This window comes from Caballeronia sp. LZ032 (assembly GCF_031451315.1).
GTDB lineage: Bacteria > Pseudomonadota > Gammaproteobacteria > Burkholderiales > Burkholderiaceae > Caballeronia.
On sequence record NZ_JARUXP010000002.1, the window covers coordinates 654,682 to 669,167 of the forward strand.

The window sequence follows — 14,486 nt, forward strand, 5'->3', positions numbered from 1 at the left end:
TGGGGGGCGGTTCGCGGGTGCATCGTCTTGCGCGAACGCGAACCGCCTCCGGCATGATGCCCGTCAGTAGTAACGCCAGTGTCCTGGTATCCAGCGGCCATAAGGCCCATAGTGCGCAGGCACCCATACATAAGGGGGCCGCGCCACGACCGCTGGCGCAACCACCACAGGCGCGGGCGGTGCGACAACCACGGGCGCGGGCGGAGCGACCATGACCGGCGCGGGCGGAGCCGCCGTCACGACGGTGGCCGGCGCCACTACAGGTGCTGTCTGCGCGGGCGTCACCGTTGTATCAACAACGGCGGATGCCGCCACGGGTGCCGCCGTTATGGGGCCGACCAGCTGGCCACCGGGCGTGTCATACACGGCGCACCCGCCCAGTGTCGCGCCCAGACCCAGCGCGGTGTTTACAACAAGCGTTTTCAAGATTTCGCCAGTCCAGCGATAAACAGTCGAGCCACGCGCCGCGAGCGCTCCCGCGGGATGCACGCGCGTAATGCAACGGGCAGGCCGGATCATCTCCAGTGTCCCGGGATCCAGCCGCCGTGAGGACCGTAATGCGCCGGCACCCATTGCGCGGCAGGCACGGGCTCCACTACACATCCGCCGAGCATTCCAGCCAATAAAGTCGAGACGACGAGTAAGGTGAATTGCTTGTTCATTAGAGTTCCAATGGCCCAAACCATGATGTGATCCGTTGATGCACCGTGATCCCGCTTACCACCGGCGATAGCCCCAGTGGTGATAAACGACCGGCGCATGCCATCCGTAATGCGGATGCCACCATCCCCAGCCAGCACCGACGTGATAGCGCCACAGATAGCCGGGGGCCGGCGCCACGCCCACGGGCGCGAGATAGGCCACGCCCGCCGGCGCGACCGCCGGCGGCGGGGCGACCACTACCGGAAGTGGCGGCGCGACCACGACAGCCGGCGGCGGCGCCACGATGACCTGCGCCTGGGCATTTGAAAAATAAAAAGCGCCTGCAAGCGCAAGAAGGGTGAGGGTGGCTTTCATGATCGGTTGAACCTCGTAGGACGTCTTCGACTTGATTTGCGCAATCACATTTCCGGGCGACGCGTTTTCTGGAGCGGTGGTGAGTCGCTTAAAAAAACCGCGCGCAAACATGACATCAGCCAATCGTGCTTATTACCTCGGACAGGAATTCCGTCGGCAATGGCTCTTTAACGTGGCTGTGCTTTGCGATCCGTCGCGTCCGTCGGGGCTTTCGTGTAACGGAATATTCTTCGCCGATAAATAGCGGAATGCGTTTCGAAAAATGAAACGTTGGGGAAGGGAAGAACTGCGGAATAGAAAAGATTGGAACGTGCGCTTACTTGACCGCTCATGAAGCGGTCGCACCAAAGTTCGCGGGCGCAGTCGCGACTGCGTCCGGGCGCTCGTGTCTTCAGCGGCTTTGCAAGTCGAGGAGGAGTTGCATCAGCATCTCGTCGTGCAAGCATCCCTCGGCGAAGATCGCATTGCGTTCGAGGCCGAACTGCTCGAAGCCGAGCGATGCATAGAGCCGTATCGCAGCCGCATTGTCCGCATTCACGGTCAGGTTCAACTGGGTAACGCCCGGCGTGCGTTGCGCAAAGGCGATGGCTTCGCGGAGCAGGCTTCGGCTGACGCCTTTGCCTCGCATGTCCTGTGCGACATATACGCCCCAGACGAAGGCCTTGTGGCTCAACTTCCGCAGAGTCTCGCGCTTCACGCCTGCAATGCCGATCAGACGCGCTCCTTCAAAGCAGCCGAACACGCCCTGGTCGTCGTTCGTCGTGAGCATGCGCTCGACCTGCGTAGCAGAGCGGTCCGCTTCTTCCTCATGACTGGATGCAAACGATGCCGGACATTCACTGAGTCCGGCGAGCCGCAGTGCCTGGAACGAGGAGGCGTCGGCGGCGGTGAGAAGTCGAACAGGCATGGAAGCTCCACGAGTCGATGAAACGGCACAGCGTCACAGATGCGCCCGCAGCCACTGCCACGCGAGCGGTCCGCAGATCACGCCCCAGGTCATGACGCCGATCAAAAGCGCCACGGTCACCGCCGCGCTGCCGCAGTCCTTCGCGCGGCCGGACAGTTCATGGCGCTCCAGCGAGATGCGGTCGATGGCCGCCTCGATGCTCGAATTGATCAACTCGACCAGCAGCACGAGCAGCACCGAGGCAGCCAGCAAGATGCGCTCGGCGCTCGTGACCGGCACGAGAAACGCGATCGGCAGCAGGATCACCGCGATGCATACCTCCTGGCGGAACGCGCTTTCCTCGCGCCACGTCGCGACGATGCCGTCACGCGAATGGCGCAGCGCGAAGAAGCCGCGCAGCAAGCCGCTGCGTTTGCGGTTGCCCGGACTGGAATGAGGCGTGTCCTTGGACGATGACGATGACCGCGAAGATGAAGTGGGACGAACCATGACGCGTAGGTGGCGTGGAAGCTGAACGAACATCATGCCACGGGCCGCACGTCGCACGTGACTGACCCGTCCGTCCCGCCAGCGCGCGGCTGCTCAGAACGGCTTGTACGGCAGGAACTTGCCGTCCAGCGTGATCACCGCGCGTGATCCGCCTTCCGGATCCTCCACCTTCTTGACGTCGATACGGAAGTTGATCGCGCTGATGATGCCGTCGCCGAACTGTTCATGCACGAGCGCCTTCAGCGTCGTGCCGTAGACCTGCACCATTTCGTAGAAACGGTAGATGGTCGGGTCGGTCGGCACGTTGCCGGGAATGCTGCCGCGCAGGGGAATGGTTTGCAGCAGCGCGGCGGCGTCGCCGTCCATGCCGAGCGTTTCGGCGACGCTCTGCGCGGCCTGTTCCGGCAGCGGATGCTGGCCGAGTATCGCCGCCGTGACGTAGGGCACGCTCAGTCCGGTGCCTTCCGCGAGTTCGGCATAGGTCAGGCCAAGACGCGCCTTGGCCGCGACGAGCGCCTCGCTCAGCGTGGCGCGCGACAACTGCGAGATCTGCGATTGCATGAGGTTTCCTCCGGTCGATTCAAACAGCGGGATGCACAGTTGAACACTTCAAAAATCCGTGCGTCCGTGTTTCGAAGCCACGCTGAACCGCGGCGAATATTGTCCGGCTTACAATCCGTGCAACCCGCATTCAGTTTTTTTCCGGAACGATGTTCGCACCCGCCTCGCAGTTCGCGCTGCGCGCCAAGCAACGAGAGATCGCCGCGTTGCAGCTGCTGGCCGACCGTATCGAACTCGTCGATCTCATCGGCCGCACCATTCACGTCCTGCAACGCGAGCGCGGCATCACGAGCATTTTTCTCGCGTCCAGCGGCAAGCGCTTCAGCGAAGAACGCATGACGGCGCGCGGCGAGCTTGGGCCGCTCATCGCGCAATTGCAGACGCATCTCGAACTCCAGCTCGCGCCGGAGCGCGCTGCGTCGTCGCGCATGCTCGCGCTGATCGCGTGGGTGCTGCTCGATCTCGACTCGCTCGATGCATTACGCGGACGGATCGATCGTCGCAGCCTGTCCGCGCCGTCATCCGTGCTGGCCTTCAGCAAGGTCATCGGCGGCCTGATGGAGCTCGTGTTCCAGCTCGCCGACGGCGCGCCCGAGCCGGCCATCTCGCGGCTGCTCGTCGCGCTGGTGCATGTGGTGCAGGGCAAGGAAGAAGCCGGGCAGGAACGCGCGGTGGGCGCGCACATGTTCGCGTCGGGCGGCTTCCCGGCCGACCAGCAGCAACGCTTGCTTCATCTGATCCACGCACAGGACCGCAGTCTCGAAGTCTTCGAGAATTTCGCCGCTGCCGCCCAGGCCGACTGGTGGACAAGCCGTGCACTCACGCCGCATGCCGGCGCGCTGATGCGGTTGCGGCGCATCCTGTGCGGCGCGCAGGCGGGCGAGACGCTCGATGCATCGCTGACCGAATCCTGGTTCGATGCCAGCAGTGCGCGCATCACCGACCTGTGGCATCTGCAACTCGCGCTGACGGCGCTCGGCCGCGCGGCGTGCGATGCCTCCATCGCGCTCGCACAACAGGCGCTGCGCGACTCCGAAGCGCTGTTGCAGGCGTTGCGCGACACGCCGCCCACGCACGCGCAGGCGCTCGATCATTTCTTCGCCGGCGACGGCGCGCCAGTCTCGTCGGACACGCTGACCGGCGCGGACCGCGCGACGGTCAGCAGTCTGAAGTCGGTGCTGGAGGCGCAGTCGGCACGGCTGGCGCGCATGGAAGTCGAACTCGACGAAGCACGCCGCGCACTGCATGAACGCAAGCTCGTGCAGCGGGCGAAGCATGCGTTGATGGTGCGTCATGGTCTCAGCGAGGACGTCGCCTTCAGGCTGTTGCAGAAGACCTCGATGGACCGCAACCGTTCGCTCGTGGAGCTTGCCGAAGAGTTCCTGATCGCGCCGGAGACGGTGAGCTTCTCGCCGCGTCATGCACGGCCGGACAAGCGCTCTTCCTGAGCACGCCTGCACTAGATTGGTCCCGCGCGATGCCTCAAAGCACTTCGTCAGTGCAACCGCGAACACACGCACCGCAAGCAAGCCCTGTCATACCGTCATGAACGTCGCCTGGTATGGAAGGTGCTTTTAGAGGCCATCAAGCTAACGGTGGTTTGATCGTCGCGCAGGCAACACGCTGCGCGTCAACCCGTGGATAACGAAGTCCGCGCACAAGGTCACGCATGTGAATGCGTTGCCCGTGCGCGGTTTTTTTTTGGCTTTTCAAAGCGAGTACAACCATGGCCTACCTGTCTCCCGCCGAGTTCGTTCCGAAGATGATCGATGCCGGCGAGTCGAAGCTCCTGATGTCCACCCGCGACACGCTGATCCGCGCCTACATGGCCGGCGCCATTCTCGCGCTGGCGGCGGCGTTCGCGGTGAGCATCACCATCAACACGGGCAATGCGCTGGTCGGCTCGCTGCTGTTTCCCGTGGGCTTCTGCATGCTGTATCTGCTGGGCTTCGACCTGCTCACCGGCGTGTTCACGCTCGCGCCGCTCGCCGTACTCGATGGCCGTCCCGGCGCGACATGGGGCGGCGTGATGCGCAACTGGTCGCTGGTGTTCATCGGCAACTTCGCGGGCGCGCTCACCGTGGCCCTGTTCATGGCCATCATCTTCACGTTCGGCTTCTCGGAAGCGCCGAACGCCATCGGGCACAAGATCGGCGGGATCGGCGAGGCCCGCACGCTGGGTTATGCGGCGCACGGCGCGGCGGGCATGCTGACGCTCTTCATTCGCGGCGTGATGTGCAACTGGATGGTGTCCACCGGCGTGGTGGCGGCGATGCTGTCGACTTCGGTCACCGGCAAGGTCGTCGCGATGTGGATGCCCATTCTCGTGTTCTTCTACATGGGCTTCGAGCACTCGGTCGTCAACATGTTCCTGTTTCCGTCGGGCCTGATGCTCGGCGGTCACTTCACGCTGATGGACTACCTCTTGTGGAACGAGATTCCCACGGTGCTCGGGAATCTGGTCGGCGGTTTGACGTTCGTCGGCGCGACGCTCTATAGCACGCACTACAAGACCGCGCCGGCGCGTACGCCGGGTGCGCGCGGCGTGCGGGTGAGCAAGGCCTGAGCGCCAGCCGCCCTGATGGAGGGCGGCAGAAGCCGCTTGAAGCACGCCCTCCGCGCCGTTGAATTTCATTCAACAAGTCATTTCTTTTTTGAACTGGCCGGTCCCAACCCGGCTGATTAACCTGATCGAAGTCGAGTCAGGCGAAGCCCGATCTCGCCGATGAACCCCTTCGAACAGGTGAGACATGAACGGAATGAAAAGGCTGGGCGCGGCATGCGCGTGCGTCGTTGCATCGCTTGCGGCGATGCCCGCGCATGCCGTGAACTGGGACTTCGCGACCGCCAATGCGCCCGGCAATTACCAGACGAAACTGGACGAAAAATTTGCGGCTGCTGTGGCCGCGGCCACGCAGAACGACGTGCAGATTTCCGTTCACGCCGGCGGACAACTGGGCTTCAAGGGCCCTGAAATGCTTGGCGTGATCCGCGACGGACTCGTGCCGATCGGCTCGTTCCAGTTCGCGCAGCAAGTGGGCGTCTCGCCCGTTCTCGGCGCGTCCTCCGTGCCGTATCTGGTGTCCGGCTTCGACGAGATGAAGACCTTCCGCACCGTCTCGAAGCCCTACTACGACGCCGAATTCAAGAAGTTCAACCAGAAGCTGCTGTTCACGATTCCGTGGCCCGGCCAGAACATTTTCTCGAAGGCCGAACTGGCGAATGCGGACACCTTCCGCTCGATGAAGATCCGCACCACCGACCGCAACGGCAGCGACTTCTTCCGCAGCCTGGGGGCGTCGCCCGCGCAGATTCCGTGGGGCGAAGTGGTGCCGGCGCTGTCGACGGGCGTGATCAACAGTGTGTCGACGTCCACTTCGTCGGCGGTGGATGGTCAGTTCTGGGACTTCCAGAAGTTCTGCAACGTCGTCAACTGGCAATCGAACTTCGAAGGCGTCACGGTCAATCTCGACGCATGGAACAAGCTCAGTCCGAAAGACCAGAAAGCGATCGAAGAGGTCGCCGCGAAGCTCGAGCCTGAGTTCTGGGAAGCGGCGCGGGAAGAAGACACGCGCAACTTCACGATGCTCAAGGCCAAGGGCATGGCGATTTATACGCCGCCCGCCGATGTGCGCAATGCCATGGCGGCGAAGGGGAAGGCGAGCTGGACCGCCTTCGAGCAAGCCGTGCCCGCTGCCCGGCCGCTGCTGGATCAATACCTGAAGGCGGCCGGCAAGTAAGCCGCCGCATCTTGTTTCTCGCACCGGCCACGGACCGAAGCGGAGCGAATCAATCATGGAAAACATCGAATCAGGCGCCCCCGTCACGGGCTCCCGGGGCCGTGCGTTCGCGCAGAAGGCGCTGCTCGCGATCGACACGCTCGCGCGGCTCGACGGCTGGCTCGGCGCGCTGTGCCTGTTTCTGCTGTGCCTGCTGATGATCGCGGGCATCGTCGTGCGGACGCTGTCGAGCGTGGTCAGCTGGCTGCCGAAGGACATCCCGATTGCATGGGAATACAGCTCGTACCTGATGGCCGTGACCTTCACGTTCGGCGCGGCGCTCACCTTGCGGGCTGGCGGCCACATTCGCGTGCGGGTGTTGCTGTCGAACGCGTCGCCCGCCGTGGTGACGGCGCTCGAATGCATCTCGAGCGCGGCGGGCCTTGCCTTTGCCACGTTCTTCTCCATCGCGATGACGCACTTTTCGTATCAGGCCTACACGCTCGACGAACGCTCGCTCGCCAGCAATACGCCGCTGTGGATACCGGAAGCGCTGGTCGCTTTCGGCGCGATGCTGCTCGCGTTGCAACTGCTCGCGCGTCTCGGCCAGCTGTTGCTTGGCGAGCCGGTCGAAGACAAGAACCTGATCCGCTGAGCGCAGCGTCGATCACACGGAGGTAACGCATATGGGAACCGTACTGGCCACGATGGGCGTGCTGCTGTTCGGCGGGCTGTCCATCGGTATCTGGGTCGGACTGACGCTGGCGATCACCGGCTCGCTCGCGCTCTTCATCTTCAAGTCGATTCCGGTCGACCGCCTCGTCGCGCAATATGCGTGGAACGTGATGACCACGCAGGAACTGCTGGCGCTACCGCTCTTCATCGTGATGGGCGAGATCCTGTTCCGCACGCGCATTTCCACGTCCCTGTTCAAGGGACTCGCGCCATGGGCCAGCCTGTTGCCCGGCAAGCTGCTGCATTCGAACGTGATCGGCTGCTCCCTGTTCGCGGCGATCTCCGGGTCCTCGGCCGCGACGACGCAGATCGTCGGACGCGTGACGCTCGCCGAACTCGACCGCCGTCACTATGACCGCCGCATCTCGATGGGCAGTCTCGCGGGCGCAGGCACGCTGGGTTTCCTGGTGCCGCCCTCGAACATCATGATCGTGTACGGCGTGCTCGCGCAGGTGTCGGTGCTGAAGCTGTTCGCGGCCGGACTCGTGCCCGCGATCCTGCTGGCGTCCTGCTTCATGGCGTGGATCATGATTCACACGACGTGGAACAAGAAACTGATCCCCGAGGAAGAGAGCATGGCGACATTGCCGTGGAGCGAACGCTGGGCTTCGCTCAGGCATCTCGCGCCGGTCTCGCTGCTCATCGGGGCGGTGCTCGGCAGCATGTACGGCGGGCTGGTCACGCCGTCCGAGGCCGCGGCGGCCGGAGTGGTGGGCGCGCTGGCGATTGCCGGATTCCAGCGCGACCTGAGCGTCGCCAAGCTCAAGGAAGTGGGCCTCGGCGCGGTGAAGACCTGCTCGATGATCGCGCTGATCATCCTGGGCGCGTCGATCCTCGGCAGCGCCTCGGCGTTCCTCGGCGTCGGGCAGGCGGCGGCGTCGTTCGTGCACCAGCTGCATCTGTCGCCGTTCGCGCTGCTGTTCGTGCTGTTCATCGGCTACATCCTGCTCGGCTCCTTCCTGGAAGGCTTTTCCATCATCGTCATCACCTTGCCCATCGTCCTGCCGATGGTGCTCGCCGCCGGCTTCAACGCGATCTGGTTCGGCATCTTTCTCGTGATCGCCGTCGAGATCGTGCAGGTGCATCCGCCCATCGGCTTCAACCTGTTCGTGATCCAGGGCATCACCGGCGAGAAGCTGTCCGTCATCACGAAAGCCACGCTGCCGTACCTCGCGCTGCTCATCCTGTTCGGCATCGCGTTGATTGCGTTTCCGCAGATCGCGCTGTGGCTGCCCGAACACCTCGGCATGAAATGAACGCCACGACCCTTCGCCCATTGCATCGTCAAATGAAAAACACCATGACGTCCAGGTTTGCTGTTTCAGTGGATATCGGTGGCACCTTCACCGACTTCGTCGTGCTCGACCACGAGACACACCGCGTGACCACCGCGAAGGTGCTGAGCACGCCGCCGCGTCCGGAAGAGGCCATCTTCGCGGGTTTCGATCATCTGCGCGACGACGCGCACCTCGATCTCGCCGCTTGCGACGTGTTCCTGCACGCCACCACGGTCATTACCAATGCCGTGATCGAGCGGCGCGGTCACGACTTCATCCTGCTGCATACCGAAGGCTTCGGCACGACGCTGGAGACCGGCCGTGAGCATCGCTACAACGTGTCCAACCTGCGGCTCGCGTTTCCGAAGCCGTTGACGAAGCATCGGCTGAAGGTGCCGGTGCGGGAGCGCGTGGCCTATGACGGCGACGTCGTGCAGCAGCCGGACAAGCACGCGTTGCTGGCGGACGTGCGGCGGCTGACCCAGGACACCGGCATCCGCAACTTCGCCATCTGTTTCCTGCATGCGTTTCAAAATCCCGCCAACGAACGGCTGGTCGAAGCCTGGCTGCTCGAAACTTTTCCGGATGCGGTGGTCTCGGTGTCCAGCGCGCTCGCGCCGCGCTCCGGCGAATACGAACGCTGGATGACCTGCGCGGTGAACGCGTTCACCAAGCCGTTGCTGGCGCAATACGTGACGCGTCTGGATGCCGGCGCGCGCGAGAAGGGTTTCGAAGGCCGTCTGCTGATGATGACGTCCTCGGGCCTGCCCTTGCCGATCGATCACTGCGTGCGCGCGCCGGTGCGGCTGATCGAATCCGGGCCGGCGGCGGGTGTGCTGGCGGCGCGCGAGATCGCCGCGCGCAACGCGCCCGACGATGCCGCGCCGGACGCGCACACCGTGCTCGCCTACGACATGGGCGGCACGACCGCCAAGGGCGCGTTCCTGATCGGCGGGAAGGTGGACGTGCAGGCCGGGCTCGAAGTGGCGCGTGAAGGCGCGTTCGAAGCGGGCAGCGGCTTCCCGCTGATGATCCCGGCGCTGGATCTGATCGAGATCGGCGCGGGCGGCGGCAGCATCGCGGAGATCGACGAACGCGGCGCGCTCTCGGTCGGACCACGCAGCGCGGGTGCGGCGCCGGGACCGGCGTGCTATGCGCGCGGCGGCACCGAAGCCACCGTCACGGACGCGAACCTGTTACTCGGCTTTCTGGGCGAAGCCAACTTTCGCAACAGCGGCATCGAGGCGACGCGCATGGAAGCGCAGCGGGTCATCGAAGAGCGGATTGCGCGGCCGCTCGGGATCGCCGTGGAACGCGCGGCGCTCGGCATCCACCGCACGATCAACGAGAACGTGGCTCGTGCGTTTCGCGTGCATGCGGCGGAACGGGGTGTCGATTACCGGCGGGCCACGCTGGTCTGCACCGGCGGTTCATCGCCGGTACACGCGCTGCCCATTGCCCGTCTGCTGTCGATCCGCCGGGTGATCTTTCCGTTCGCCGCGGGCGTGGCATCGGCGATGGGTCAGTTCGCGAGCAGCGAAGGCATCGTGCTGCAACAGACGCGCAAGATGAACCTCGCGGATGTGGACGATGACGTGATTCGCCGCGCCGTCGATGCGCTCATCGCCGCCGAGCCGTATGCGCGGCAACTCGTGTCGGGCGGCGCGCAGACCAGCGTGAAGCTCGGCATGCGCTACGAGGGGCAGGATTCCGAGGTGACGGTCGAGATATCCGCTGAAGGACGTTATCTCGATGCGGCCGCGATCCGCACGCGCTTTCTTGCCGCGTACAAGGACATCTTCGGCCTGAACTTCGCCGACTACGGTATCGAGATCAGCACCTGGGAGGTCGAGGTGTCGATGCCGGAGCAGCTCAAGTCCGTGCGCCGCTTCACCTACGACGCGCTGACGCCCGCCGCGCAGCAGGAGAAGGCGCCGCGCGCCTGCTACATCAGCGACGGCGAACGCGACACCTGGACCGACGTGCCCGTGTTCAACCGCTATGCATTGCCGGTCGGCTGGGCGCGGACGGGTCCGGCGCTGATCGAGGAGAACGACACGACCCTCTACATTCCCGCTTACGCGCACGCTCGTGTGGCGCCGACGCTGGACCTCATCGCGGAGATCATGCAGTGACAACCCCAATCAACATGGACCCGGTGGATGCCGGCATCATCTGGTCGCGCTTCGTTTCCGTCGCCGACGAAATGGTCTCGGCCATGGAGCGCACCGCCTTCTCGACGATGGTGCGGGCCAGCGGCGATTTCTCCTGCATGCTGTTCGATGCACGCGGCCGTCTGATCGCGCAGGGCGCGACCAGCGTGCCGTCGTTCACCGGCACGGGTCCGAGCACGCTGGGCCACATGCTCGACGCGTTCGATGCAGCCACGCTGCGCGACGGCGACATCATCGTAACCAATGATCCGTGGATCGGCACCGGGCATACCTTCGACATCAACGTGATGAAGCCGGTGTTTCATGAGGGCGCGCTGGTCGGCTATTGCCTGACCGTGTCGCATCTGGCGGATGTCGGCGGCGTGGGGATGGGTTCGGTCGCACGCGATGTATACGAGGAAGGCTTCTCGCTCCCGCCGGTCAAGTTGTACGAGGCGGGCGTGGAGAACCGCTTCGTGATCGAGTTCATCCGGAACAACGTGCGTACCGTCGATTACGTGCTCGGCGACATCTACTGCAACATCGCGGCCTGCAACGTGGGCGCGCAGGGGCTCGTCAGGATTCTCGCGGAGCACGGGCTCGACACGACGACGGAGGCCGCCGACGCCATCTTCGCCCTGACGCGCAAGTCGATCCTCGCGAAGCTCGAAGCGATGCCGAAGGGGCGCTATGCGGCCACGATCCCGGTCGAAGGCGGCAGCGACTTCCCGGACATTACGCTGGCCGTCGCGGTGACGCTGAGCGACGCGGGCTTCGCCTATGACTTCGCCGGCACGGACCCCGTGGTGGCGCGCGGCGTGAATGTGCCGCTGTGCTACACGCGGGCGTTCTGCTACTTCTGCACCAAGGTGCTGGTGGCGCCGAACATCCCGAACAACCAGGCGATCCTGGACTTCGTCACCATCGATGCCCCGGACAACTGCATCCTGAACGCGCTGCGTCCGAACCCGACCGGCGCGCGCCATGTGTTCGGGCATTTTGTCGGGCCGTTGATCTTCAATGCGCTCGCCGATGCTTTTCCGCACGACGTGCAGGCCGACTCGGGCATGGTGTTCCAGATGAACCTGCGCGGCCAGACGCGCGCGGGCAAGCCGTATTCGTCCATCTACTTTTCGGCGGGCGGCTATGGCGCGCTGCTGGGCTACGACGGCCGCGCAGCACTGCCGGCGCCGGCCAATATCATCGGCGGTTCGGTGGAGTTCTGGGAGCAGCAGATCAGCTGCACGTTCCTGCGCAAGGAAGTGCTGGAGGACACCGGCGGACCCGGCGAGTATCAGGGCGGCAACGGCCAGGTGTTCGCGATCCGCAACGACACCGGACGGCCGCTGGAAGCGTCGTTCATGGCGTCGCGCACGCGCATCGCGGCGAAGGGTTTTGCAGGCGCGCAGCCGGGCGCGCACCGGCGGGTAATCGTGGATGGCGTGGAGACCGATCCGAAGGCGCGCGTGCTGATTCCGGACGGCGGCATCGTCGAGATTCGCGATGCGGGCGGCGGCGGTTTCGGCGATCCCGCGCGGCGGCCGGTTGCGCGCATCGCGGCGGACCTCGATGCGGGCCTCGTCAGCGCGCAGTTCGTCGCGGCGAATTATCCGCGGCAGTCGCGCGAACTTGCCTGAAGCCATCGTCTGAAACGTTGGCAAGGCGCCGATACAATCGGCATGCGGCGCTCCCCGACAACTCTCGAAGAGGACTCTCATGGAAGGCGTGATCGATCTCGGCGGCAAGCCGTTCAAGCGCCGCTTCGTCCGCAGCGGCGACATCCGGTATCACATGGTGGATGGCGGAACCGGGCCGACGGTCGTGCTCCTCGCGGGCTTCCCGCAGACGGCGTACGCGTGGCGCCGGGTCCAGCCGCTGCTGGCCGATTCGTTCCGCACCATCGCCATTGACCTTCCGGGTCAGGGCTACACGGACAAGCCGATGAGCGGCTACGACACCGGAACCGCCGCGGCCCGCATCCACGACCTGCTGAAGACGCTGGGCGTGGGCCGGCACTTCTATGTGGGACACGACATCGGCTCGTGGATCGCGTACCCGTATGCGCATCACTACGCGGACGATCTCGACGGCATCGTGTTCATCGACGGCAATATTCCGGGCATCACGCTCAAGCCGGACGTGTCGGTCACGGCGCCGTCGAACTGGCGCAGCTGGCATTTCCTGTTCAATGCCGTGGAAGACTTGCCCGAGGCGTTGATTGCGGGGCGCGAGCGCATCCTGATCGAATGGTTCTTCAATCGCAAGACCGCGAATGCGATGACGACCTTCGAAGCCGCCGATGTCGACGAGTACGTTAAAGCCTATGCGTCGCCCGGCGGGCTGCGCGGCATGCTGGGTTATTACCGCGCCGTCGAGGAAGACATGCGGCAGAACCGGGATCTGTTCGCCAAACGCATCCGGCCGCCGGTGCTGGCGCTCGGCGGCGACGTCGGCAGCGCGCCGACCATCCACGAACTGATGAAACCGTTGTGCGAGCGGCTTGACGGCGGCGTGATCGAAGCGTGCGGTCATTACATTCCCGAAGAGCAGCCTCAGAAGCTGGCCGACGAGCTGATGCGCTTCTTCAGTCTGTGCCTGGGTCGCTGACTGGAACTGCGTTATGCTGGCCGTCATCGAAAAACGAAGGACAGGTTCATGACGGCTGAGTCGAGGAAGAAGAACGGCGAACCGGCGGATACGGCAGCCGATGCGCGCCGTGTGCGCTTTCCGCCGCTCAAGTCCCTGATTGCCTTCGAGGCCGCCGCGCGTCATGGCAGTTTCACGCAGGGCGCGGACGAGATCGGCATCACGACCTCCGCCGTCAGCCACCATATCCAGCAACTCGAAGACTTCCTCGGCGTGCCGCTGTTCCAGCGCCATGCGGGCCGCGCGGTGCTGACCGTCGCCGGCCGTTCGTATGCGCGCGAACTCGAGAAGGCGTTCGGCCTGATCGCGAACGCGACCAATGCGCTGGCGCCGCAGTCCTGGGGCGGCTATCTGGCGATTGCCGTGCCCAACAGCTTTTCGGTCAAGTGGCTGCAGCCGCGCCTGCAAACCTTCCTGAAGGCCAATCCGCTGTTCCGCGTGCGCCTCGCCACGCTGCATACCCACGAACTCGATTCCAACCGCTACGACATCGCCATCGCGCACGGTCCGCAAACGCCCGGTCTCAAGCTGGCCGAGCCGCTGCTGGTCGAACGGCTGAGACCGCTGTGCAGTCCGCAATTGGCCCGCGAACTCGCGCTGGAAAGTCCGCGCGATCTCGCCAGGGCGACGCTGATCCATTCCAACAATCCGCTGAACTGGGTGGATTATTTTCGCCGTGTGGGCAATCTGGTCGTCAAGCCGGCGCACGACTTGTGGCTCGACCGTTCGGCCATGGCGATCGAGGCCGCAGTCGAGGGATTGGGCGTGGTGCTGGAGAGCGAGATTCTCGCGGAAGAGGAGTTGCGCGACGGACGCCTGATCGAGCCCTTCCCGGACCCGAAGTACCACGTCGACAATATCTCGTACTACCTGCTGCGGTCTTCGAGCCTGCGCAACTCGGCCGAGGCCGCCGTGTTCGAGAAGTGGTTGCGCGCGGCACTCGAGACCGCGCACCTGCGGACGATGTTCTGAGCGCCGCGCG

At 64.6% G+C, this 14,486-nt stretch carries 14 protein-coding genes; 9 read left to right on the top strand and 5 right to left on the bottom strand.

What is annotated here, in order from left to right; all coding sequences use genetic code 11:
• Window positions 1-63 precede the first annotated feature (63 nt).
• The 5 genes from QCE69_RS18475 to cynS all read right to left on the bottom strand — a co-directional run bounded on the left by QCE69_RS18475 (window position 64) and on the right by cynS (window position 2,974).
• Window positions 64-426: a hypothetical protein gene (locus QCE69_RS18475; RefSeq protein ID WP_309932182.1), complete on the bottom strand. Its 363-nt coding sequence runs from the start codon at window positions 424-426 to the stop codon at window positions 64-66.
• 291 nt (window positions 427-717) lie between these two features.
• Window positions 718-1,017: a hypothetical protein gene (locus QCE69_RS18480; protein ID WP_309921320.1), complete on the bottom strand. Its 300-nt coding sequence runs from the start codon at window positions 1,015-1,017 to the stop codon at window positions 718-720.
• Window positions 1,018-1,408: 391 nt separating this feature from the next.
• On the bottom strand, window positions 1,409-1,924 hold the full coding sequence (locus tag QCE69_RS18485; protein WP_309921323.1) for a GNAT family N-acetyltransferase: 516 nt from the start codon (window positions 1,922-1,924) through the stop codon (window positions 1,409-1,411).
• 33 nt (window positions 1,925-1,957) lie between these two features.
• Window positions 1,958-2,413, bottom strand: coding sequence for a diacylglycerol kinase (locus QCE69_RS18490; protein ID WP_309932183.1), 456 nt, complete (start codon window positions 2,411-2,413; stop codon window positions 1,958-1,960).
• 93 nt (window positions 2,414-2,506) lie between these two features.
• Window positions 2,507-2,974 carry a cyanase gene (gene cynS / locus QCE69_RS18495; RefSeq protein ID WP_309932184.1) on the bottom strand — a complete coding sequence of 156 codons (468 nt, stop codon included), beginning with the start codon at window positions 2,972-2,974 and terminating at the stop codon, window positions 2,507-2,509.
• 149 nt (window positions 2,975-3,123) lie between these two features.
• Here cynS and QCE69_RS18500 point away from each other — a divergent pair, with 149 nt between their 5' ends.
• From QCE69_RS18500 to QCE69_RS18540, 9 genes are all read left to right on the top strand, one after another.
• A complete protein-coding gene (locus QCE69_RS18500; RefSeq protein WP_309921331.1) occupies window positions 3,124-4,422 on the top strand; it encodes a nitrate- and nitrite sensing domain-containing protein in 1,299 nt (432 codons plus the stop codon).
• A gap of 278 nt (window positions 4,423-4,700) precedes the next feature.
• Window positions 4,701-5,540 carry a formate/nitrite transporter family protein gene (locus QCE69_RS18505; protein ID WP_309814169.1) on the top strand — a complete coding sequence of 280 codons (840 nt, stop codon included), beginning with the start codon at window positions 4,701-4,703 and terminating at the stop codon, window positions 5,538-5,540.
• Between the two features lie 184 nt (window positions 5,541-5,724).
• On the top strand, window positions 5,725-6,714 hold the full coding sequence (locus QCE69_RS18510) for a TRAP transporter substrate-binding protein (protein ID WP_309932185.1): 990 nt from the start codon (window positions 5,725-5,727) through the stop codon (window positions 6,712-6,714).
• 55 nt (window positions 6,715-6,769) lie between these two features.
• Window positions 6,770-7,348 (top strand): TRAP transporter small permease, encoded by a 579-nt coding sequence (locus QCE69_RS18515; RefSeq protein WP_309932186.1) that lies wholly within the window; start codon window positions 6,770-6,772, stop codon window positions 7,346-7,348.
• Between the two features lie 31 nt (window positions 7,349-7,379).
• The gene (locus QCE69_RS18520) at window positions 7,380-8,684 is read left to right on the top strand and encodes a TRAP transporter large permease subunit (protein WP_309921340.1); all 1,305 of its coding nucleotides are present in this window, start codon (window positions 7,380-7,382) and stop codon (window positions 8,682-8,684) included.
• A gap of 44 nt (window positions 8,685-8,728) precedes the next feature.
• Complete coding sequence (locus QCE69_RS18525) at window positions 8,729-10,840, top strand: hydantoinase/oxoprolinase family protein (RefSeq protein WP_309932187.1); 2,112 nt, start codon at window positions 8,729-8,731, stop codon at window positions 10,838-10,840.
• The gene (locus QCE69_RS18530) at window positions 10,837-12,495 is read left to right on the top strand and encodes a hydantoinase B/oxoprolinase family protein (protein ID WP_309932188.1); all 1,659 of its coding nucleotides are present in this window, start codon (window positions 10,837-10,839) and stop codon (window positions 12,493-12,495) included. Before QCE69_RS18525 ends, QCE69_RS18530 begins: the two co-directional genes overlap by 4 nt.
• A 79-nt stretch (window positions 12,496-12,574) precedes the next feature.
• A complete protein-coding gene (locus tag QCE69_RS18535; protein ID WP_309932189.1) occupies window positions 12,575-13,465 on the top strand; it encodes an alpha/beta hydrolase in 891 nt (296 codons plus the stop codon).
• A 48-nt stretch (window positions 13,466-13,513) separates the two neighbouring features.
• Complete coding sequence (locus QCE69_RS18540; protein WP_309921351.1) at window positions 13,514-14,476, top strand: LysR substrate-binding domain-containing protein; 963 nt, start codon at window positions 13,514-13,516, stop codon at window positions 14,474-14,476.
• Window positions 14,477-14,486 lie beyond the last annotated feature (10 nt).

Coding starts and splice junctions, on each gene's coding strand:
- QCE69_RS18480 (WP_309921320.1), bottom strand. CDS start 1,017: ATGAAAGCCACCCTCACCCTTCTTGCGCTTGCAGGCGCTTTTTATTTT.
- QCE69_RS18485 (WP_309921323.1), bottom strand. CDS start 1,924: ATGCCTGTTCGACTTCTCACCGCCGCCGACGCCTCCTCGTTCCAGGCA.
- QCE69_RS18490 (WP_309932183.1), bottom strand. CDS start 2,413: ATGGTTCGTCCCACTTCATCTTCGCGGTCATCGTCATCGTCCAAGGAC.
- cynS (WP_309932184.1), bottom strand. CDS start 2,974: ATGCAATCGCAGATCTCGCAGTTGTCGCGCGCCACGCTGAGCGAGGCG.
- QCE69_RS18500 (WP_309921331.1), top strand. CDS start 3,124: ATGTTCGCACCCGCCTCGCAGTTCGCGCTGCGCGCCAAGCAACGAGAG.
- QCE69_RS18505 (WP_309814169.1), top strand. CDS start 4,701: ATGGCCTACCTGTCTCCCGCCGAGTTCGTTCCGAAGATGATCGATGCC.
- QCE69_RS18510 (WP_309932185.1), top strand. CDS start 5,725: ATGAACGGAATGAAAAGGCTGGGCGCGGCATGCGCGTGCGTCGTTGCA.
- QCE69_RS18515 (WP_309932186.1), top strand. CDS start 6,770: ATGGAAAACATCGAATCAGGCGCCCCCGTCACGGGCTCCCGGGGCCGT.
- QCE69_RS18520 (WP_309921340.1), top strand. CDS start 7,380: ATGGGAACCGTACTGGCCACGATGGGCGTGCTGCTGTTCGGCGGGCTG.
- QCE69_RS18525 (WP_309932187.1), top strand. CDS start 8,729: ATGACGTCCAGGTTTGCTGTTTCAGTGGATATCGGTGGCACCTTCACC.
- QCE69_RS18535 (WP_309932189.1), top strand. CDS start 12,575: ATGGAAGGCGTGATCGATCTCGGCGGCAAGCCGTTCAAGCGCCGCTTC.
- QCE69_RS18540 (WP_309921351.1), top strand. CDS start 13,514: ATGACGGCTGAGTCGAGGAAGAAGAACGGCGAACCGGCGGATACGGCA.